Genomic DNA, 21,924 nt, shown 5'->3' on the forward strand with positions numbered 1-21,924 from the left:
AGCTACTTGAGCAATGGGTCGTCTTTTGGCAAATGCTTTTGAATCCATAGCGCCAGTTTATGTTTCATACTAGGCAAGTCTTCTTTATCGGCAGGCAAAGCAACAATCAATTTATCGAGCACAAGCAAACGATAAATAGACTCGGTTTTTTCATTCGCCGACATGGTGGCTGAAAACCCATCATAGCCCCGTTTCAAAGCATAATTTTCACCCACTTGGATGGCTTTCTTACTCAAGGCGGCTTCATTTTTAATTTTTTTCATAGTTTTCCTTATCTCTCGCTTATGAGTCCATCGCTATGTCAACAACTTGACTCTAACAGCTTTCTCTCTTAGGTCGTGCATTTCATTAAATATAGACCTAAAAATACTTAATAAACATAATGTTAACGATATTTTTGCTTATAAGAGAGTATTTTATAAGACTATTTATAAGACTAAAGGATAAGAAGAAAAACGCATTATTGTCGACAATCTTACTTGATAAACCCCTAAAACCCGACTATAACTAGAAACATTGTCAACAATGAAGCCATTTGTTTTTATGAACAACCTTATTTCAATCAAATCTGCGACCCTGTCTGAAGACATCGCTCAGCAGCTAACGAACGCCATTGTGACAGGGCACATCCCTCAAGGCAGTAAAATCTCTGAGCCAGAACTGGCCAAACAATACGGCGTCTCTCGCGGTCCGCTGCGAGAAGCCATTGTAAAGTTAGAAGGACTTGGGTTGGTCACGCGCACCGCCAACGTGGGTGCTCGCGTCATACAACTGAATATTCAGGACATGTTGGATACCTTCACCATGCGCGAAGCATTAGAAGGTATGGCGGCCAGATTAGCGGCCACTACCATGAGCGGTGAGGAAGTAAAGAGCTTATACCAGTTAATCGACAAACATCAAGCACACCTAGACGCAAACCAAGACGACCACTATGTTCAACAAGGCGGAAACGATGACTTTCACCTGCGCATCATTCACGCCAGTAGAAACACCAAGCTGATCCGTCTGTTAACCGAAGAATTGTATGCCGTTATCCGCATGTATCGCCGTCACACCGCGGATCAACGCAGCGATCCACGCCAAGCATTGCGTGAGCACAGGGCCATTTTAGACGCCATCGCGAATCATGAAGGCGACTTGGCTGAACTGCTGATGCGTCGTCACATTAGCCGCGCCAGTCACCTATTAAAACAAGCGATGGAGCACGTCTCTGTTGCTTCACCTAGCTAAAAGACATTCATTTGAAAGAGGAAAAAATAATGACAACACATTCCGCTGGCGCTCGTTTTAGACACGCAGTCGCAACACAATCCCCTTTGCAGGTCGTGGGCGCGGTCAATGCCTATTGCGCCATGATGGCAGAACAAACTGGACATCATGCCCTGTATCTGTCAGGCGCAGGCGTCGCCAATGCGTCCTATGGTTTACCAGACCTTGGCATGACAGATTTACATGATGTGCTAGAAGACGTACGTCGTATTACCTCGGCATCCAACTTGCCCTTGTTAGTCGACATCGACACAGGATTTGGCGGCGCTTTTAATATCACCCGAACCATTCAGCAAATGGAAAAAGCCGGTGCGGCAGCGGTGCATATTGAAGACCAAGTACAACAAAAGCGCTGCGGTCATCGCCCAAATAAAGCCATTGTCAGCCAAAACGAAATGGTTGACCGCATAAAAGCCTGCGTAGACGCTCGCATTGACGACAACTTTGTCATCATGGCACGTACCGATGCCTTGGCGGTAGAAGGCATGGAATCGGCCATCGAGCGAGCCATCGCTTGTGTTGAAGCCGGTGCTGATATGATTTTCCCAGAAGCCATGATCACCTTGGACCAATACAAAGAATTTGTCGCTGCTGTGAAGGTTCCCGTATTGGCCAACATCACTGAATTTGGCGCGACACCACTTTTCAGCAAAGAAGAGTTGGCCAGTGTAGGGGTGGATTTAGTGCTTTACCCATTGAGCGCTTTTCGCGCCATGAACAAAGCGGCGTTAAATGTCTATCAGCATCTGCTGAGTGACGGCCACCAGCGCAATGTGGTCGACAGCATGCAAACGCGTAATGAGCTTTACGAGTTTCTTAACTACCATGAATACGAAGACAAACTAGACGCCCTCTTCTCTAAAAAATAAGAGCCTAAAAAATAACAACAATCATCAGGAGTAAAACATGGCTAAAGTACTTTCTGGCGCCGGCCTACGAGGCCAAAGCGCAGGTGAAACCGCACTTTGCACCGTGGGTAAAGCCGCGGCTGGATTAACCTATCGTGGTTACGACATAGATGTATTGGCCGACAAAGCCAGCTTCGAAGAAGTGGCCTACCTTTTACTGTACGGCCATTTACCGAATCGCACAGAATTGGCGGCCTACGAAGAAAAGCTCATGGGGTTGCGTTCACTGCCAGAGACCTTAAAAAAAGCCCTAGAACTGATTCCTGCAGACGCTCATCCGATGGATGTGATGCGTACTGGCTGCTCTTTTCTTGGCAACCTAGAACCCGAACTGACCTTAGAGGATCAACATCAAGCCGCCGATCGTCTCGTCGCTACGTTACCCGCGATTGTTTTGTACTGGTATCGCTTTAGCCATGACGGTGTCCGTGTCGACACATTAAATGCCCATGTTCCCTCGCTGGCAGGGCATTTCCTCACCATGCTGCACGACGAAGCCCCGAATGCGCTTCATACCCAAGTGATGAACGCTTCTTTGATTCTGTATGCTGAGCACGAATTCAACGCCTCCACCTTTACCGCTCGTGTCTGTGCCTCTACGTTATCCGACATGCACTCGTGCATAACGGGCGGCATTGGTAGCTTGCGTGGTCCACTTCATGGCGGTGCAAACGAAGCGGCCATGGACATGATAGAACCATGGAAAACCCCAGAAGAAGCCGAAGCGGCATTGCTGCACAAATTAGCCCACAAAGAAAAAATCATGGGTTTTGGTCACGCTATTTACAGCGAGCGCGACCCACGCAATGACATTATTAAAAAGTGGTCGAAGAAACTCAGCGACGCCGTCGGCGACAAGCATCTTTATGCCGTCTCGGAACGCTGCGAAGCCGTCATGTGGCGCGAGAAAAAACTCTTCTGTAACGCCGATTTTTTCCACGCCAGCGCTTATCGCTTTATGGGTATTCCAACCAAATTATTTACGCCGATTTTCGTATGCTCCCGCGTAACCGGCTGGGCTGCTCACGTCATGGAGCAAAGAGCTAACAACCGTATTATTCGACCTAGCGCCGACTACACAGGGCCAGATCATGCTGACTGGATCGATATAGACGACCGCGCTTAATTCAACACACGACCCGATAGCACCCTATTTTCAATAAGGACAAAAAATGAGTAACAACGTAGATTTGAACAACCGCCCAGATTATGACCAAGTCATTCAAGACATCGCGGATTATGTACTGAACTTTAAAGTAGAAAGCCAAGAAGCCCTCGACACAGCCCGCAACTGTTTAATGGATACGCTCGGCTGTGGCTTGCTTGCCTTGCGCTTCCCAGAATGTACCAAGCACCTCGGCCCCATCGTACAAGGCACAGTGGTACCCAATGGTGCTCGTGTACCGGGCACGTCTTTATCGCTCGACCCCGTTAAAGCCGCCTGGGACATTGGTTGTATCATTCGCTGGTTGGATTACAACGATACCTGGTTGGCGGCAGAATGGGGACATCCTTCCGATAACTTAGGTGGCATTTTGGCGGTCGCGGATCATCTTTCACAGGTTCGACTATCAAAGGGCGACAGCCCAATGACCATGCGCGAAGTGCTAGAAGCCATGGTCATGGCCCATGAAATCCAAGGTGTTATTGCCCTAGAAAACTCGTTCAACCGTGTGGGTTTGTGTCACGTGCTTTTAGTACGGGTGGCGTCGGTTGCGGTCGTTACCAAGATGATGGGCGGCGACAGAGAACAAATCATGGCGGCGATCTCACAAGCGTGGGTCGATGGCTCGGCGCTGCGCACTTATCGTCATGCACCAAACGCTGGCTCGCGTAAGTCTTGGGCTGCAGGCGATGCCACGTCCCGCGCGGTGCGCTTAGCGGACATGTCGATGCGAGGTGAAATGGGCATTCCTGGTGTGCTAACGGCTGATCAGTGGGGCTTTTATGACGTGTCTTTCTCGAAAACCAACAAAGACCAAGCCATCAAGCCAAATGACAAACGTCAGTTTTCTTTCTCGCAAGATTACGGCACTTATGTGATGGAAAACGTCTTGTTTAAGATCTCCTTCCCTGCCGAGTTCCATGCCCAAACGGCAGCCGAAGCCGCGGTGACCTTGCATCCTTTGGTGAAAGATCGTTTGGCAGAGATCGATAAGATCGTTATTCGCACTCATGAATCGGCCATTCGCATTATTTCCAAGTCCGGCCCATTGGCGAATGCCGCCGACCGTGACCATTGCTTGCAATACATGGCCGCTGTGCCGCTGGCCTTTGGTAATTTGATCGCCGAGCATTATGAAGATGACTTCCATGCAGCCAACCCCATCATCGATGAGCTGCGTAACAAGATGGAAATCGTCGAAGACAAACGCTTTACAGCCGAATATTTAGAAGCCGATAAACGTTCTATCGCCAATGCGATTCAGGTGTTTTTTAATGATGGTAGCAGTACTGAAGAAGTGGTGGTGGAATACCCAGTCGGACACCGTCGTCGTCGTGAAGAAGGCATTCCTTTGTTAGAGCAGAAGTTTAAAAACAACTTAGCAACGCGTTTTCCAAGCCATCAATGCCAGAGCATTTTTGCCCTTTGCAAGGATCAAAAAGCCCTTGAAGATACAGCTGTAAATCGCTTCATGGATTTATTTGTCATCGCCTAAATTCGTTTTCATAAACGAATTCGTCCATTCAAAAGCCGTTACAACATAACGGCTTTTTCTTTTTTCTGGTTTTCATAACCTCCTCTGTTTTTACTCAAACAGGTCATTAAAGCGTCACTGTTAGCGTTTACTTTATGCCTTGCTTGCTATTCATGCTGTTTAGTAACTTAAAACCATCAAATGAGAAATAATATCATTTGATGTTTTGGTCTTATTTGCTAGAGTAGCGGCCATTAACCCACCATTCCAACAGTAAAACCCAATGACATAGGATGTTCTACTCATGATGACGACCATACGTAATATGCGCTTACCAAACCAAGTCAGCCTTGGCGCACTGGTGCTTATTTCCGTAATTTTTGTGTTGCTGTTTCTCGCAATCAGCAACCTTCTTAATAATAAGATTAATGGCATTGTTACCCACCATCAAAAAAACGAAGTCGCGCTCGTAGCGCATGAGCTCGAAACGGCATATGACCTAACTAAGCACAACCTAGAACGAACTTCTGACTTGATCAACATTACACTGTCGCCGCTAATTCGTCGTCAAAATCAGACGATTATGATGAATGACCGTCCTATTGAAGCCAATGCGACAATATTACAAACCCTAAAAAACCGCTCTCAATCCGAGATATTGCTAGCGGAGCGGAACAATAATCAGTACTCGGTAATGTCCTCGTCATCTAACCTGAACGTGTCGCGTTTTAGCACACCCGCGACATTCGGGACATTTGGCAAGCTAACAATCAACCAGAAATCTTACTTAACCAACATCACTCCGTTAGACAGCGATAAGAGTGTGTACATTGTGAATCTGATCCCTCTTGATCGGGTGATCAATGGTATGGCACAGCACCTCAAAACACTGTCTTTTGGCCGACAAGGCTATGTGTTTGTTGCAGACACCGGGGTAAGCGAAGGCAATATGCTGATTCACCCCAGCACGAGCGTCACGGGAAAAAACCTTTTCACTCTGTTCCCTAGCGTCAAAAACGAATTTCAAAAGATGTTCCAAAACGACAACGGTGTTATCTATTACAAAGTGCAAATACAAGGACAAGATGCGGACGAACAAGAGTCCAAAGCGATTTTTCAAAAGGTAGAAGGTTGGGATTGGGTGGTGGCGATCAAAACCTACACCGCTGAGTACCAAGCAGACATCAATGCCATCCTCTACATTACAGCCGCCGTTGCTGCGGCGGGAGCCATACTATTGGCGCTGTCATTGTGGTGGTTTATTCGACGCGCTTTACGCCCTTTGATCAACATCAGCCAAGGGTTAAAAGCCATTGGGCAAGGAGACTTAACGTTTCGCTTTCAACGTCAAGCGCCCTCTACAAGTAATAATGAGCTACATCATCTACAAATTGCCGCTCAAATCATGCGCAAAGACTTACTTGTACTAATCAAACAAGTCAGTGAATCCAGCCGCGAGTTATTGGCCTCTTCCAAGCAAATCAATGACGTCAATCAACACTTAAATGACAGCGCCACGAAGAGCACACAAGCCTGCACGGAAGTCGCCTCCGCTATCGAGCAGGTCTCTGCCTCCACTCAAGAAGTGGCTAACAGCTCGATTGAAGTATCCAGTGAAAGCAATTCTGTTAATAATGTGACAGAACAAGGTTTTGCCGCAGTACAGCAAGTGGAACGAACCGTTGGTAACCTATCCAGTTCGTTTGAGCACGCAGCACAAACCATTGCCGAAGTAGAAAGTAGCACCACCAACATTGGTGCGGTTGTCAGCGTTATCAACTCAATCGCGGAACAAACCAACTTATTGGCATTAAATGCCGCCATCGAAGCCGCACGCGCAGGAGAACAGGGTCGTGGATTTGCGGTGGTCGCTGATGAAGTGCGAGTGTTAGCACAACGCACCCAACAATCTACCGAAGAAATTCAAACTGTTGTGTTACGCTTACAAGAAGGCAGCCGTTCTGCAGTGAGCACCATGCAAAACGGACGCGATCAGGTTGCACTCAGCGTCAAGCAAACCACAGACGCCGCTGAACTCTTATCTCAAATCCGTCAATCCATGGGCGTAGTAGCCAAAGGCATTGAAAGCGTCGCAGCAGCAACAGAAGAACAAAGCGTGGCCGCCATTCAAATAAAAGGCAACACCGGACATTTGTTTGAATCCGCACAAGCCACACTCGACGAGGTAAGAAACTCGCAAACCCACAGCAATCGCATCGGCGAGCTAGCGCGTCAATTACGAGAGCACCTAACCAAATTTAAAATAGACTAGCTGGAAGAATATGAACGCAGCGTCGTTGCATCGACAAAGATTACACCGCCATTGCGTGTTAAGTCTTGCGCCTTGGCAAGAGACGCTTGATCGATTCTCTGCGCTGTGTACTCCTGCGGTAGATGGCTTAATTGTGAGCCATCTTGCTGTGGAACACCCTTTCCTTCCCCACATGGGGTTTAATGCACTCAACAAAACCCTAGGCCAAAGTTACGGGGCGGTGCTGCTAGACCTAAGCCAGGGGTTGCATTTATCCGCTTTGGCTATGGTGGCCGGGACTGTCAACGGCGGCGGTTTGTTTGTCATTCACCTTGGTGAAGATTGGCGACACAGCGCCGATCTTGAACTCGCTCGCTGCCTGCCTTGGCCCTTGGAGGCAGAAACACAAACCAGTTTTTATAAGCCACTTTTTTGGGATGCATTAACTCAACCAGACTCGCCCTTTTCCACACAGTGGCCAGAAACATGGTGTCACAGTCTGACCTCTGACGAGCCAAATACCGTAACAGAGGAACAGGCGTCGCTTATTTCCAATATGCTCTCGACGCTCAATGATACCAGTGTCCATCTGCTTTTAGCGCCCAGAGGCCGAGGCAAATCTTATGCGCTTGGGTGCTTTTTAGCGCAGGCACAACGCCATGGATTGAGTGTGATGTCAACGGCGGCCACGCCTCACAATGTGGCCACTTTAAAAGCCGCGTTTGAGCAAGATTCTGAAATACTGCCATTTCAAGCACCAGATGCGCTGCTTGCATCAAACCAAACATACGATGTACTCGTGGTAGACGAAGCCGCTAGCTTACCCTTACCGATTTTAGACAAGTTGCTCAATAAAGCCGCTCACTTGGTATACAGCAGCACAGACTATGGTTACGAGGGATCAGGGCGCGGTTTTGGCATTCGCTTTGTCGAGCAGCTTGCTCAACATCAAGGACAGGTGTTTTCCCATGGTTTAACTCAGCCTATTCGATGGGGAGAAAACGACCCACTGGAATCCTGGCTGCACCTCTGTTTATTTTCCGATTATCACGCGTCGTTTTATCATCCGCAACAGCCAGCGACAGTTCGGGGACGAGCATGGTTGCAATACCCGCAACTGTTAGATCAAGCCTTTGCTTTATTAGTTAGCGCTCACTACCAAACGACACCTGACAATAAAAGATGGCTCGTAGACGACCCCAGTGTGCTGACCTTTTTGCAATACCAACAAGGACGGCTCATTGGCGTTGCCTTGGTGATTGAAGAAGGAAGCTTGCCCGACGAACTTGCCCAGCAAGTGGCGCAAGGAAGGCGACGCCCTCGTGGACACCTGCTACCACAATCGTTACTGGCACACGAAGGCATTGAAGACGCTGGCGCTTTTTCTTATTGGCGCATCAGCCGTATTGCCATTGCCGCCGCACAGCAACGCCAAGGCCGAGGCAGCCAACTGGTGCAGAGTATACAAACCAAAGCCAAGGAAGACGCCATCGACTTGGTGTGTACCAGTTTTGCCGCGACAGCAGACGTCATCGCATTTTGGCAACACAACCATTTTCACAGTGTGCGGTTAGGAACCAGCCAAGACCACGCCAGTGGAAGCTACTCGCTGATGATGCTGCATGGCACCTCAGCTAGAGCGGAACCCAAGCAGAACCTATGGCACGTTTTTTTTGCTCGCCACTGGCACACGGATTTGACGCTAGGCTTGCGAGCATTGCCAGACGACGTCTGTAAAGTATTAACCCAAGAATGCGCCTTCTTAGACAAAGATTCACTGCACGAACTCAACCACAAAGACCTCGCGGATTTACGCTTTTTTTGTGATCATCACCGACCCTACGACACCATACGAACCGCCCTTTACGCACTGGCATTATCACTGCTTGAGCGAGATCAACTGAATACCCAAACGCCAAAAGACAGCCAACTATTGGGCTGTGCTTTCAACACACTGTCAGAAAAAGACGCTCATAGACTAGGCTTTGACGGCAAAAAAGCGTTTTATCGTGCCCTGAAAGAGCGAGTAAGTCGTGAGTTAGAGAAATTACCGATGACACATTAGGATGGTGCCCAGAGACGGAATCGAACCGCCGACACGAGGATTTTCAATCCTCTGCTCTACCAACTGAGCTATCTGGGCATATAAGAAACAGATTATCTAGAGTGTAAACACACCGTTGAGGCCAAAAAAAAGCCCGCTAATTTAGCAGGCTTTCTCTTTGATCATGGTGCCCAGAGACGGAATCGAACCGCCGACACGAGGATTTTCAATCCTCTGCTCTACCGACTGAGCTATCTGGGCAAGTGGTGCGTATTATAGAGAAACCTTTTTTGCGGTCAATAGTTTTTTTAAAAATAATTTAAAAAGTTAGTTTTTCCTCTCACTCTGGTATTATCACTCCAATATCAAGGAGATACCTTCATGCTTCACATTGTACTTTATCAACCAGAGATCCCACCTAATACGGGAAACGTTATTCGTTTGTGTGCCAATACTGGCTACCAGCTGCACCTCATTGAACCTCTCGGGTTTGAGCTCGATGATAAAAAGTTACGTCGAGCTGGGCTGGATTACCATGAATTTTCTCCAGTAAAACGCTATGCCGATTTTCAAGCCTTTCTTGATCAAAATACCATTGGTACTGTTTACGCCCTAACCACAAAAGGCAGCCGTACCCACAGCGAAGCCCATTTTGTAGAAAACGATGTCTTGGTTTTTGGACCGGAGACACGCGGACTGCCCGCTGAATTTATCGAGGCATTACCCTTAGAACAAAGACTGCGTTTGCCCATGCAGGCCAGCTCTAGAAGCTTAAACTTGTCCAACACGGTTGCGGTTATGGTCTATGAATCGTGGCGTCAGCTAGGCTATGCTCAACCCAGTAATCCGAATAACTCAGGCTCGTAATGAACACACTCGCACTGCTACTGCGACGGAACGCAACCCGCCGTACATTTCGTAAAAAAGTCCATCTGCACGAAACGAGTGACATTAAAAAGCGCATTCTCTTGTTTATACTTGTCATTGTCTTGCACAGTCTGGCCATGATCTTCTTTGAAGATCTAGATTGGTGGCAGGCTTTTTGGCTGACAATGACCTCAGCCAGCACAACAGGATACGGAGACATTTCTGCCATTACATTTTGGGGGCAATTCTCAACCATAGTGCTGATTTATGGCATGGGCATCACCTTGCTCGCACAGACTGCCAGTGACTACGTGGAACTCAGACTGATGCGCAAAGAAATGCGTATCAAAGGCCGAATTAAGTGGGATGAAATGGAAAATCATATACTGATCGTCAATACCCCAAAGCACGACGCAGAACGCTACCTCAGCTTGCTCGTTAATCAAATAAACATCACACCTGAATTACAAGACACGCCAATACAAATATTAACCACCGACTTCCCTGAAGGCTTACCGATTGATTTGCGCGCAAAAGGCGTGGTTCACCACACAGGCGATCCATTGGAAGACGGCAAATTAGAATGCGCAGGGGCTAAAAAAGCGAAATACATTATTGTGCTCTGTCAGGACATTCACAATAGCCACTCTGACAGTTTGACTTTTGATACCCTGCATCGTATTCAGGCATTAAAAGCGCCTGCTTTTGTCATGTCAGAGGCCATTAACGATTCAAATCGCTCTCGATTTAAAGCAGCCGGTGCAAAAGCCGTAATTCGCCCTGTACGAGCTTACCCTGAGATGCTTGTGCGCTCATTGATCGCCCCTGGAACAGAGCAAGTATTGGAAGATTTATTCCGCCATCAAGGCGACCACACGATTAGATTGGACGTGCGTATCTCAGGCATCATGTGGCGAGACATTGTGACCACGTTAATCGAGAAAGACGTGGGCACAGCACTAGGTTACATAACGCAAAATGGTGACGTCATTACTCACCCACAAACCTATTCCGTGATTGACGCCGAAGGCCTGATCATTTTGATTAACGATGATCAAATCATTCCATCCCTACAAGAGATAGGGCGTTTTTTTCACTCTTAGCGCAACAGGCAAACGCATAAAAACTTGGGCTTCAAACTTGCTTATCTTGTAGTTTGAGCCCGATGATCTCGATCTGATCACCATGCATTTGACGAATGGTAAGGCGTATATTGCCAAAACGAACACGGTCTCCTACCACGAGATGTTTGCCAAGCTTACGCTGCAACAAATCTGACGCGGTGTCATCTGTACTCAAACCCTCTAACGGCACACCATACGCCTTTGCCAAATCAACCAAGGACGCATCACCGCGAATCGCGAATTCACCAAAAAAGTTTTGCAGCAAAAACGAACTAGACGCCTGCTGAGAAAATATCTGCGCCACATCATTCACGTCATCAGGGTGCAACAACATCCAAATTCTGTCACCTAGCTTCAACACCGTTTCAGCGTTTACTACAATAGGACGCTGTTCACGAACCAGAGACACTAGCTGAGGAGTTGATACTGTGACGCTGGGGACATTTTGTACGATAGATACCGGAATACGTATGCCTTCCGTTTGTACCAAAAACTCATACAATTCCAAAGAGTGATGGGCATCATTTTCAATCAATGAAAAACGCGTCGTTGGTGCGGGCGCAGGCGGAACGGATACCTTCAACCAACGCGCCACAACCGGCACAGTCGACCCTTGTAACAACAATGAGATCAACACCACGGTGAACGTAATTTCGAATAACAATGCTGCGTTTGAAAGGCCTGCAATCACTGGATACAAGGCCAATACAATAGGCACAGCCCCTCGTAGACCTACCCAGCTAATGTAGAAACGCTCTGACCAACGAAAACCAAAAGGCAGCAAGCACAGCATAACGGCGAGTGGACGCGCCACAAAAATAAGGAAGGTGGCAATAGCGAGTGCCTGTAAACCATGGGTTAACAAGTTTGACGGTGTCACCAACAAGCCTAACAGCAAAAACATGCCTGCTTGGGATAACCACGCCAAACCATCCATGACCTGTGAGATAGACTCTTCATGCTTAATACGGCCGTTACCCACCGTTAAACCAACCAGATACACAGCCAGAAAACCACTGCCACCAATCAGATTAACGCCTGAAAAAACCGCTAATCCAAATGAAATAATCAGCAGCGCATACAAGCCTTCAATAAGGGGAACACGGCGCAGCACCAACAACAAAAGCTTACCACCGAGCAGCCCAAGTCCGCCTCCTATCGCAAACTGCTGAACCATTTGCCCTAAGAAGAGCCAAACACTCAAAGAGTCTGAACTTTGTAACACGCCCGTTAACATCACCACCAGCAGAATAGCCATGGGATCATTGGCACCCGACTCTATTTCTAGCGTTCCACCAACGCGCTCGTTTAACTTCACACCGCTATTGCGCAGCAAACTGAAAACCGCAGCGGCATCGGTAGAGCCAACCGTCGCCCCCAGCAACAGACCGTAAATCAGCTTTACGTCAAGCAACCAGGCAGCAAAGCCACCCACAGCGGCAGCGGTTAGGATCACCCCAAAGGTAGCAAGAGATAAGGAAGGCCATAAAGCCACACGAAAGGTACTGGCTTTAGTTTGCATACCGCCATCGAGAAGAATGACGGCTAATGCAAGGTTACCAACAAAAAAGGCAAGATTTGGGTTGTCAAAACCCAGTCGGCCCAGACCGTCTTCACCTGCCAACATCCCGATACCGAGAAAGACAAGCAACAAAGGTAGGCCGAAACGAACGGTAAATGAACTAGCCAGAATGCTAATTAATAACAAAATACCGGCTAGAAAGATAAAACTGTTTGTATCGATAGTGGCAACACCCTTCTATCGGTTAAAGCTGCCCTGTGAGTGTTAAGTATTTTTCCATTAACTGTTCTTCCGTTTCCTTACGGTTCGGATCAAGAGGAATACAATCAACAGGACATACTTGCTGGCATTGGGGCTCATCAAAATGACCAACACATTCCGTGCATTTAGAGGGATCGATCACATAGATCTCATCACCCGCAGAAATGGCCTCATTAGGACATTCTGGTTCACACACGTCACAATTAATGCATTCATCAGTAATAATAAGAGACATTTTTCTCTCCTAAAACCGCCATAAAACGTACGGCGATCTCTTAAAATACGCACTGCTCGCGCATCAAATCGTTTGATAATGCTCTTGCAGAACTCGCTTCACTTCTGGATTAACAAACTGACCAAAATCACCGTTCAAAGAAGCAATTTCTCGCACTAAGGTCGAAGAAATATAGGAATGCTTTTCTGAAGGCGTTAAAAAGATACTTTCCACATCTGGCGCGATAGCACGGTTCATGTTCGCCAGTTGGAATTCGTATTCGAAATCCGACACGGCACGTAAACCACGAATCACCACTTGACCTTTTACCGAACGAGTAAACTCGGTCAATAAATTATCAAAGCCCACCACTTCTACATTAGGGAGGTGCGCCAGCACGTGTTTAGCCAATGATATACGCATCTCATGGGAAAGCGCTGGACGTTTTTTAGGGCTTGCAGCAACCGCGACGATAACCTGGTTAAACAGCTTTGATGCGCGCTCAACTAAATCCGTATGGCCATTTGTAATAGGATCAAATGTCCCCGGATAAACCGCAATAGTACTCATAGCTTTCATCCAAAAAAAATTAATAAGGGAGAAAGAGAAAAACGCTGACAAGCCACCATTCGTTCAAATTCCCGTCTAGGGTCCGCATCATATAGGAATACGCCCGTGTTCTCAATTCACAGCGAGCGTCTAGATTATTCCTTGTTCTTTACTGAGTCTACTATCAAAGCTAAATACTATAAGGCGCCAATAGCTGCTTCAAGAACGAAATCGCCAGAAAAATAAAAATTGGCGATAAATCCAACCCACCAAGGGGCGGGATAATACGCTGACAAGCCCGATAAAGTGGCGCCGTAATCTGACCAATCAAAAGCGCACCAGGATGGCTCGCCCCAGGCGCCACCCAGCTTAAGATCACTGAAATAAGCATAGCCCAAAAATACAAATCTAAAAGATGATACACAGTCCCCGCCACTGTATAGATGGCATAACCCACCGCTGGGATAGTTGCACCACTCATAAACACGACTAACAGTACTGTCAAAAACTGCACAAAAAACGCCAACACTAAAGAAGCGGTATCAACACGGCCTATAGCCGGAATCACCTTTCTCAATGGCAAAACAAAAGGACTGGTCGCTTTTACCACACCCTGACTAATAGGGTTATAAAAATCAGCCCGTGTCAGCTGGAGCACCAACCGCAATAACACAATAAAAAGATACAGGTTACAAACAACCTTGATCAACATTACAAAGGGATCTGAATACATGATTAACCGTCCTTACTTTCATTTTTTGAAGCCGAAAAATCGCTTGCTAGTGACTTAGATCGGTTAACACAGGCTGTCATGGCATCAGCGACGATTTTATCTATATCAGACGCTTCAAACGAGAGTAACGCTTGCTCTGTTGTACCATTCGGCGAGGTGATATTCTTACGCAATTGAGAAATAGGTTCATCCAGATCAATGACCATACGCGCGGCCCCCATCATCGTCAGACTGGCCAATTTGCGACTGGTTTCCTCGTCTAGCCCCTGCTCGACGCCATTTTTAATCATGGCTTCTAAAAAACGGAAAAAATACGCTGGCGCACTACCAGAAAGGCTGGTGACTGTGTGCATGTGCTCTTCTTTTTCTACCCAGACAGAGTCGCCCACGCTGGAAAACAGTTCTGTCACCCAGCTTTTTTGTTCGTCACTGGTGTGCGCATTGGCAATCAGTCCTGTCATTCCTGCACCAAGCTGTGACGGTGTATTGGGCATACTGCGAACCAAGGCAACCGGTTGACCTAACCAATGCTCCATGGCACCCAGCTCAACACCTGCGGCCACAGAAATAAACAATTGATCCGCACGCACATGGGCAGCAAAAGCGTCTATCACGGCCTGCATCTGTGCTGGTTTAACACACAGAACTATGACGTCAGCACGCTTTAGCGCTTCGCCATTGTCTGCCAACATAGAAATACCAAAGGTCTGTTGGTAGTGATCACGTTTTTCTGCGGTTCTCGATGTTCCGATGATTTTGTCAGCGGGGTAGCCACTAACAAGCATACCGCTAAAAATCGCTCTCGCCATATTCCCTACGCCAATAAAAGCAATACTTGGTGTCATCTTGTTTCCTAATTTATCGTTCTTTGAATTGGCTCAAAAAGCCCTATATGTAAATCGTGTCGCTCCATGAATCACGACGCGTTAACAGGATGCGCTCTTTCCCCAAAGATAGCGGTTCCCACACGTACTAAAGTGCTGCCCGATTCAATGGCGGCCGCCAGATCCCCAGACATACCAATCGACAGCGTATCGACACTAGTATGCGATTGCGACAAAGCCAGAAAAGCCTGTGTTAACGGCGCATACACGGCACACTGTGCGGCGTGATTCTCTTGCGGAGCCGGAATTGCCATTAGGCCTCGCAGAGAAAGGTTAGGCAAGCTGGTCACCAAAGCAACCATGGCGTCTAATTCAGCTAAAGGAATCCCTGACTTGCTCTCTTCACCGCTGATATTCACTTGAATACAGACATTTAACGGAGGTAAGGACGCACCACGCTGCTCACTCAAACGACGCGCAATTTTTTCACGATCCACCGAATGAACCCAATCCATAGTCTCTGCAATCGCACGAGATTTATTCGACTGTATTGGGCCAATAAAGTGCCACTCAATGTCTGTTAAGTCAGAGAGCGCGTGGTACTTATCAACCGCTTCTTGCACGTAGTTTTCGCCAAACGCTTTTTGCCCCAATGCGTAGGCCGCTCTAATAGAAGACAGCGGTTTTGTCTTGCTCACCGCAAGCAATTTCACATCACCTGCAGCGCGCTGATACTGACGCGTTAGCTGCTCAATATGCTGCGAAACCTGGGTGAAACGCACGCCAATAGCATCAGTCTCCTCGTTATTGATCTCAATTGTCATATCGATCATGCTCCTTTCATTAGATAAAGGGTATTTTGCCATAGGATAGAGGGAGTTGAGCGTGCATTTAAACCACACAAACTAAAAACACGTTTTTTCATCAAATGCCCCTTGCCGAGAATGAGAAACACCACTCTCGCCATCAGATCTAATAAAATGCCGCACTGGTTTCATAGTACTCACCATGAAACTCAAGACGATACCCAGAGTGCCTTCCCAATACACCCGCCGCGAGCAATGCCGCTTGATGAAGCGATCGCAAAGAAGAATGCTCTGGATAAAACGCGATACCAATGGCCACTCCGCCATTAATTAAGGTATTTTTTTGAAATTTCGCCAAATTAAGCGACGTCAGAATTTTTTCTGCTACCACCTCAGCATCGCTGTGGTGCTGAATGCGAATCCCCATCACCAACTCATGCTCATCGTACCGCGCCACAAGATCATTGTCTCGCACCGTATCTCGAATCACATCAACGAGCGTTTTCAACTCACCCTCATCCACTTTTGAAGAAGACAGCAAACGGATCGAAAACACCGCCGCGCGTTGAAACTGACGACGAGAATCTTTTAACACGATATTAAAACTGTTATCAAAACTATGACGACGCAATAGCCCAGTAGAGGGATCTCGATAATTCTCTTCTAACAGCAAAAAGTCCGCTTTTTCACGCTCAAAAATGGCTCTTATCAGAGCCGTATGATGGCACAACGCCAGCTCTATGAGCGACTCCTCCAAACGATGTGCCTGTTTCTGAAAGACCAAAGCAAGATAGACGGTACCGTGATGGTCCACGGCACTCGTCATAGCGACCTCTTCGAACGCATTGTCAGCGAAAAAAGACGACCATACGTTCCAGTCTGACGCTTGCCTGATGCCCTCAAAGTAGCGCATAGGACAAGATAAACTGGCCGCAAACGTGATCACCGCCTGAGGAATAGACGTTAGACGACCATGGCGATTTAATAAGACACGGTTCGTCGAATCTTGTTGGGGCAGATACCAGTTAGCACAATGTTTATCACATGTAATGAACAAGCAGTAAGAGTGAGACAACAAGGCCTTAAGATTCGCCTCGGCACGATTGAACAATGAGCGCAGTAACGTCCCTTGAGACAGCGCCTGTAAGATATGCGGTGTGGCGCTGTGTATTTTTTTGAGCATATCATGCTCCAGCGAGACGGTACGGTTTTTCACTAACGCAGGTTCCTTGAGCTCTCGTTTTGAGGCGTCATTGGACATCATCCACTATCCTATCGATACAAAGTGTTAAAAGCTTAAAAGGTAAGTCGCTGTAAAGCATCCTTACCTTTTATTTGTTTGTCTGTTCTTTATCTCAGCTTTTTATCTCAAACAACTTGATAAACGCGTTGGCCCGAAATATAAGTGGCCATAACACGGCCGACAAATTCTTCTTCTAAATACGGCGAGTTATGGCCTTTGGTTTTGCGCGTTTCATAGGACCATACCCAACGTGCCGTACTATCAAACAAGATAAAATCCGCAAAACTGCCCACAGACAAGGAGCCTGCCTCCAAACCAAAACACCCTGCAGGACCGGAAGTTAAACAGGTTAACACCGTCGAAAAGTCTAAATCGCCTTCGTCCATCAATTGCATCGCTAAAGGCAAGAGGATTTCAACATTCGCCATACCAGGCTCTGTGGCCGCAAAAGGCGCAATTTTTGCCATTTTTTCATGGGGTTGATGATCAGAACAAATCGCTGAAATCACGCCAGCCTTGATCCCTTCGATCAAGGTTAAGCGGTCTTCGTCACTTCGTAACGGAGGCAAGACGTGGTATTGGCCATCAAATCGACTCAATACTTGATCGTTAAGCAACAAATTGTGCACGGCAACATCGGCGGTGACATCAAGACCCGACGCTTTAGCATTCGCAATCATTTCAACCGACTTCGCACAAGACAAGCGCGCAAAATGCGCACGCACACCGGTTTTTTCAACCAGCAAGAGATCTCGCATTAGTGCAATCGTTTCGGCTTCTTCCGGAATACCAGCCAAGCCATGCATAGTGGATACCAACCCTTCATGGGCGCAGCCTCCTTCAGAAAGGCTCGACTCATCAGGGTGGAATACCACTAACAAATCATGCGTAGCCGCATACTCAAGCGCTCGTGCTAGCACCTTGGTGCTGGCTATAGGATAACGGTGGTTTGACAAAGCAACACAACCCGCGTCAGTCAACGCCACCATATTGCTTAGCTGTGCACCTTCAAGCCCCTGAGTAAGAGCACCTAATGGAAATACATTGGCCATGCCGGCGTCGTCGGCTTTGTCCTGAATGAGCGCCGCAACTGCTGGCGTATCAACAATAGGACGCGTATCGGGTGGGCAAATCAAGGTGGTGACACCACCTGCGACGGCCGCTCGACCCTCGGTCGCAATACTGCCTTTTTGCGTTTGTCCAGGCTCCCGTAACGATACGGCAAGATCAACCAAACCAGGTAACACCCACAACCCTGAGGCATCCAGTATTTCCGCCTCATCAAAGCCTTCTGGCGCGTGTCCAATCGCGACAATTTTTTGATTGTCGATAAACAGATCCGTTACCGTATCGATACCCTGACTTGGATCGATCAAACGACCATTTTGAATACGTAATTTCATGTTATTTTTCTTCCCCTGCTGCAGACGAATCAGCACTTTGTAACTGCCCACTCATCGCCATAGACATCACCGCCATCCGCACCGCAATCCCATTCGTTACCTGATCCAGAATAACCGATTGTTTGCCATCAGCAACTTCAGAAGAAATCTCTACACCGCGGTTAATCGGCCCTGGGTGCATAACAATGGCGTCCGGCTTTGCCCACGCCAGCGTTTCGACCGTTAGACCATACAAACGATAAAACTCACTCTCGCTCGGCAATAAAGCGCCTTTCATACGTTCTTTCTGCAGACGCAACATCACGATCACATCCACGTCTTTCAGGCCCGCTTCTAAGTCATGACAAATCGTCGCTCCCATCTCGGCAAAGAAACTTGGCACCAAGGTCTTAGGCCCCACCAAGCGAACTTCACTGACCCCCAAAGTGGTCAGGGCCTGCAACTGCGAACGAGCAACCCGAGAATGCAAAATATCGCCGACAATCGCGACTTTTAACCCCTCAAAACCGCCCTTGTGCCGACGAATTGTCAGCATATCTAGCATGGCTTGAGTTGGATGAGCATGACGACCATCGCCCGCATTAATAATCGCGATATTGGGTGTGCAATGCTCAGCAATAAAATGTGCCGAACCACTGTCTGAATGGCGCACAATAAACATATCACTTTGCATGGCTTCTAGATTTTTCAGCGTATCCAGCAAAGATTCCCCTTTGGAGGTCGCCGATGTCTCTATGTTCAGATTTATCACATCCGCTGACAAACGCTTGGCCGCTAGTTCAAAGGTTGTACGGGTACGAGTGGAGTTTTCAAAAAATAAGTTAACGACCGTCTTACCACGTAAAAGCGGGACTTTCTTAACCGACTGTTCACCCATGGAAAGAAAAGATTCTGCTCGATCCAGAATCTCTGTTAACAGAGTTTTATCGAGACCGTCTAGCGTTAAAAAATGCTTAAGCTGACCGTGTTCATTTAGCTGTACTGCCCGAGGCTCGGATCGCATCATGGTTTGCTTTCCTTAAACTGCAAAGACAAAATCGTCTTTTTATTATGTGTTCTAAATAAGAAAATGCCCAGCGCAGACAAGCTACAACTGGGCACCAAAGGCATAAAACGGCTGTCTCGCCCTTTTACTAGAGCAAGATGTCATTAGATGTAAAACGCTACCGTCAAACCTATTCATAGGTTAATTGTCGTCTGTGTTTAACAAAAAATAAAGCCTTGTTCGCCATTTTAATGGGCGTCAATCAAACAAACACTTAGCGGTTGAGGCCCTGTCAGCTTGACTCTTTGATCAGGATTAAGCGTTAACTGCTCACCGACAATGTCAGCTGCAATCGGCAACTCATGCTGCCCCAGGTCATATAGAATGGCGAGGGTAATACTCGCAGGTCGACCGAAGTCAAAAATCTCGTTCATCGCAGCTCGAACCGTGCGCCCAGACATCAACACATCATCCACAAGAATCACATGACGATCTTCAATCGCAGGCAAAGACGTCTGATTGACCTTAGGATTTAACCCCGCTTTAGTAAAGTCATCGCGGTAAAACGTAATATCTAACGTGGCTAACGGCTCGTTAGTAGGCACCGCAGACAGTAATTGTTCTGCCACCCAAACACCACCAGTATGAATACCAACGACAATGGCGTTTTCAATGTTTTTCTTCTCACAGTACGTCGCCAATTGTGTTTTCATTGACGCAAGAGAGCGCTCTAAATCTAACTTCATTATTCCCTCATACCTCGTTACTCAATTCGCTCATGTGTACAAAATCCTAGATGGCTTCAGCAAACCAGGTTTCTAAAATCATCTGAGCAGCCAAACCATCTACGGAGTTTTCTTTAAAGTTGCGATTGCCTCCACGGGCAATCACCTGTCCTTTGGCTTCATAGGAAGACAATCGCTCGTCTACCATATAATACGGACGATTAAAGCGTCCATGGAGCCGTTTAGCAAACTTGCGCGCCCGCTGGCACATTTCATTTTCAGCACCGTCCATGTCTAACGGCAAACCCACCACAAACGCATCAGGTTGCCATTCTTCCACTACACGAGCGATTTCATCCCAATTCGGAATACCTTCTTTTGCTTTAAGAGGCGCCAGTGGTTGCGCGGTCCCCGTTATCGTTTGTCCAATCGCTACGCCGATGCGCGTTGTACCAAAATCAAAGCCCAATACTGAACGAACAGTATTGGGCTTATGATCATTATCCGAAGACGATGTCGCCGTCATTAACCATGCCCTATATCCGGTGAAAGTCGTGCCATATCAATCCCCAGTACGCGTGTCGCCGCGGTAAATTGCATATCGCTTGGTGTATGGAATAATACGTCTAAATCCGCCTCACATACCAGCCAATCATTATTGGCAATCTCGGATTCTAACTGTCCAGCGTCCCAACCCGCACAACCAAGCGTAATACGGAAGGCTTCTGGCCCCTGTCCTTGCGCTATGTCTTCTAACGCTTCCAAAGACGCAGATAATGAAATCTCGTCCGTCACGCGCAGTGTTCGCTCCCAGGATTTATCCGCCGTATGAAGGATAAAACCACGCTCCGCCTCCACCGGCCCACCATTATAGATAGGCTCCGAACGTAATAACGGGGCATAAATAGTCAGACCCAAGTGGTCAGCCAGTTCAGTAAAATCCACATTAGCAGGACGATTGACAATAATGCCCATCGCACCTTCGCTGTTGTGTTCACAAAGATAAATAACCGTATGTTCAAAATGTGGATCATTTAAATGTGGCATAGAAATTAAGAAGTGATTTTTAAACGAGTCGAAAAATGCATTCATAGTCATGGGCCCTCTTTAATTGATGACAACGCAAACATGGCGCTGATTACTTAAACTTAAGAAGTACTTGGATCTAAAAACAACAAGATGCCAAAGAGGCAAAATAGACAGTAAAGAAGTGCAATTGAGAAGACGGTAAATTAACTGACCGACCCCTTCAGTATAGAGAAAGATAAAAAATAACCTAGCCCCAAAACACAATTTATTATGAAAACTCTGGTCAAAACACTTCAAAAGCCCGATTCCAAGCAGTAAACTGGTGATGTTTTTATACTTGAGACCCATAACATGCTTACCCTTTCATCCAACACGGCGCACACAAGATTGGCTCACGCCGACTTACTTGATCGTGCTCAAGTGATGAGTTTGGCGCGGTGGTTTCAACATTTCCAAGCCGAAACGGTCGATTTACGCTATTTCTTCCACAGCGGATGGTCTTCTTAGTTTTCCAATCAGAATACG

General features: G+C 47.3%; 22 protein-coding genes and 2 tRNA genes. 9 read left to right on the forward strand and 15 right to left on the reverse strand.

Annotated features, from left to right (window positions below):
• Positions 1 to 2: 2 nt before the first annotated feature.
• Entirely contained in the window at positions 3 to 263 is a 261-nt protein-coding gene (locus tag EBI00_RS09845) for a DUF5062 family protein (protein ID WP_123095758.1), read from the reverse strand.
• A gap of 262 nt (positions 264 to 525) precedes the next feature.
• Between EBI00_RS09845 and EBI00_RS09850 the strand changes: the two genes are divergently transcribed.
• The 6 genes from EBI00_RS09850 (at position 526) to EBI00_RS09875 (ending at position 9,135) form a co-directional block, all read left to right on the forward strand.
• Positions 526 to 1,233, forward strand: coding sequence for a GntR family transcriptional regulator (locus EBI00_RS09850; RefSeq protein WP_241557006.1), 708 nt, complete (start codon positions 526 to 528; stop codon positions 1,231 to 1,233).
• Positions 1,234 to 1,262: 29 nt separating this feature from the next.
• On the forward strand, positions 1,263 to 2,141 hold the full coding sequence (gene prpB, locus EBI00_RS09855) for a methylisocitrate lyase (RefSeq protein ID WP_123095759.1): 879 nt from the start codon (positions 1,263 to 1,265) through the stop codon (positions 2,139 to 2,141).
• Between the two features lie 37 nt (positions 2,142 to 2,178).
• A complete protein-coding gene (prpC, locus tag EBI00_RS09860; RefSeq protein WP_123095760.1) occupies positions 2,179 to 3,306 on the forward strand; it encodes a bifunctional 2-methylcitrate synthase/citrate synthase in 1,128 nt (375 codons plus the stop codon).
• Between the two features lie 46 nt (positions 3,307 to 3,352).
• Positions 3,353 to 4,840 carry a 2-methylcitrate dehydratase gene (prpD, locus tag EBI00_RS09865; protein ID WP_123095761.1) on the forward strand — a complete coding sequence of 496 codons (1,488 nt, stop codon included), beginning with the start codon at positions 3,353 to 3,355 and terminating at the stop codon, positions 4,838 to 4,840.
• 283 nt (positions 4,841 to 5,123) lie between these two features.
• Positions 5,124 to 7,091 (forward strand): methyl-accepting chemotaxis protein, encoded by a 1,968-nt coding sequence (locus EBI00_RS09870; RefSeq protein WP_123095762.1) that lies wholly within the window; start codon positions 5,124 to 5,126, stop codon positions 7,089 to 7,091.
• 10 nt (positions 7,092 to 7,101) lie between these two features.
• Positions 7,102 to 9,135, forward strand: a complete 2,034-nt coding sequence (locus EBI00_RS09875; RefSeq protein ID WP_123095763.1) for a tRNA(Met) cytidine acetyltransferase TmcA domain-containing protein — start codon at positions 7,102 to 7,104, stop codon at positions 9,133 to 9,135.
• Between the two features lie 2 nt (positions 9,136 to 9,137).
• Here EBI00_RS09875 and EBI00_RS09880 read toward each other — a convergent pair.
• Together EBI00_RS09880 and EBI00_RS09885 are read right to left on the reverse strand one after the other, a co-directional pair.
• Positions 9,138 to 9,213 (reverse strand) — tRNA-Phe (locus EBI00_RS09880).
• Positions 9,214 to 9,299: 86 nt separating this feature from the next.
• Positions 9,300 to 9,375, reverse strand: a tRNA-Phe gene (locus tag EBI00_RS09885).
• A gap of 120 nt (positions 9,376 to 9,495) precedes the next feature.
• On the opposite strand from EBI00_RS09885, the gene trmL reads away from it, so the two are divergent.
• Both trmL and EBI00_RS09895 read left to right on the forward strand, forming a co-directional pair.
• Positions 9,496 to 9,981, forward strand: coding sequence for a tRNA (uridine(34)/cytosine(34)/5-carboxymethylaminomethyluridine(34)-2'-O)-methyltransferase TrmL (trmL, locus tag EBI00_RS09890; protein WP_123095764.1), 486 nt, complete (start codon positions 9,496 to 9,498; stop codon positions 9,979 to 9,981).
• On the forward strand, positions 9,981 to 11,084 hold the full coding sequence (locus EBI00_RS09895; RefSeq protein WP_123095765.1) for a potassium channel family protein: 1,104 nt from the start codon (positions 9,981 to 9,983) through the stop codon (positions 11,082 to 11,084). The genes trmL and EBI00_RS09895 overlap by 1 nt, the downstream gene beginning before the upstream one ends.
• 31 nt (positions 11,085 to 11,115) lie before the next feature.
• Here EBI00_RS09895 and EBI00_RS09900 read toward each other — a convergent pair whose 3' ends face one another.
• The 12 genes from EBI00_RS09900 to EBI00_RS09955 form a co-directional block, all read right to left on the reverse strand.
• Entirely contained in the window at positions 11,116 to 12,849 is a 1,734-nt protein-coding gene (locus EBI00_RS09900; protein WP_123095766.1) for a potassium/proton antiporter, read from the reverse strand.
• A 22-nt stretch (positions 12,850 to 12,871) separates the two neighbouring features.
• Complete coding sequence (locus EBI00_RS09905) at positions 12,872 to 13,123, reverse strand: YfhL family 4Fe-4S dicluster ferredoxin (RefSeq protein ID WP_123095767.1); 252 nt, start codon at positions 13,121 to 13,123, stop codon at positions 12,872 to 12,874.
• A gap of 63 nt (positions 13,124 to 13,186) precedes the next feature.
• A complete protein-coding gene (gene coaD, locus EBI00_RS09910) occupies positions 13,187 to 13,672 on the reverse strand; it encodes a pantetheine-phosphate adenylyltransferase (RefSeq protein ID WP_123095768.1) in 486 nt (161 codons plus the stop codon).
• Positions 13,673 to 13,841: 169 nt separating this feature from the next.
• Positions 13,842 to 14,384 (reverse strand): YggT family protein, encoded by a 543-nt coding sequence (locus EBI00_RS09915; RefSeq protein ID WP_123095769.1) that lies wholly within the window; start codon positions 14,382 to 14,384, stop codon positions 13,842 to 13,844.
• A 2-nt stretch (positions 14,385 to 14,386) separates the two neighbouring features.
• On the reverse strand, positions 14,387 to 15,229 hold the full coding sequence (gene proC / locus EBI00_RS09920) for a pyrroline-5-carboxylate reductase (RefSeq protein ID WP_123095770.1): 843 nt from the start codon (positions 15,227 to 15,229) through the stop codon (positions 14,387 to 14,389).
• A gap of 71 nt (positions 15,230 to 15,300) precedes the next feature.
• A complete protein-coding gene (locus EBI00_RS09925; protein WP_123095771.1) occupies positions 15,301 to 16,032 on the reverse strand; it encodes a YggS family pyridoxal phosphate-dependent enzyme in 732 nt (243 codons plus the stop codon).
• Positions 16,033 to 16,180: 148 nt separating this feature from the next.
• Positions 16,181 to 17,278 (reverse strand): GGDEF domain-containing protein, encoded by a 1,098-nt coding sequence (locus tag EBI00_RS09930; protein WP_241557007.1) that lies wholly within the window; start codon positions 17,276 to 17,278, stop codon positions 16,181 to 16,183.
• 104 nt (positions 17,279 to 17,382) lie between these two features.
• Complete coding sequence (locus EBI00_RS09935) at positions 17,383 to 18,660, reverse strand: dihydroorotase (RefSeq protein WP_123095772.1); 1,278 nt, start codon at positions 18,658 to 18,660, stop codon at positions 17,383 to 17,385.
• Position 18,661: 1 nt separating this feature from the next.
• Positions 18,662 to 19,666: an aspartate carbamoyltransferase catalytic subunit gene (locus tag EBI00_RS09940; RefSeq protein WP_123095773.1), complete on the reverse strand. Its 1,005-nt coding sequence runs from the start codon at positions 19,664 to 19,666 to the stop codon at positions 18,662 to 18,664.
• A gap of 227 nt (positions 19,667 to 19,893) precedes the next feature.
• Positions 19,894 to 20,391 (reverse strand): bifunctional pyr operon transcriptional regulator/uracil phosphoribosyltransferase PyrR, encoded by a 498-nt coding sequence (gene pyrR / locus EBI00_RS09945; RefSeq protein WP_123095774.1) that lies wholly within the window; start codon positions 20,389 to 20,391, stop codon positions 19,894 to 19,896.
• Positions 20,392 to 20,437: 46 nt separating this feature from the next.
• The gene (gene ruvX, locus EBI00_RS09950) at positions 20,438 to 20,896 is read right to left on the reverse strand and encodes a Holliday junction resolvase RuvX (protein ID WP_123095775.1); all 459 of its coding nucleotides are present in this window, start codon (positions 20,894 to 20,896) and stop codon (positions 20,438 to 20,440) included.
• Complete coding sequence (locus EBI00_RS09955; RefSeq protein WP_241557008.1) at positions 20,896 to 21,468, reverse strand: YqgE/AlgH family protein; 573 nt, start codon at positions 21,466 to 21,468, stop codon at positions 20,896 to 20,898. The genes ruvX and EBI00_RS09955 overlap by 1 nt, the downstream gene beginning before the upstream one ends.
• Positions 21,469 to 21,750: 282 nt before the next feature.
• On the opposite strand from EBI00_RS09955, the gene EBI00_RS15990 reads away from it, so the two are divergent.
• A complete protein-coding gene (locus tag EBI00_RS15990) occupies positions 21,751 to 21,906 on the forward strand; it encodes a hypothetical protein (protein WP_158600744.1) in 156 nt (51 codons plus the stop codon).
• The last annotated feature ends 18 nt before the right edge of the window (positions 21,907 to 21,924 follow it).

Source organism: Marinomonas hwangdonensis (genome assembly GCF_003721245.1).
GTDB classification, from domain to species: domain Bacteria; phylum Pseudomonadota; class Gammaproteobacteria; order Pseudomonadales; family Marinomonadaceae; genus Marinomonas; species Marinomonas hwangdonensis.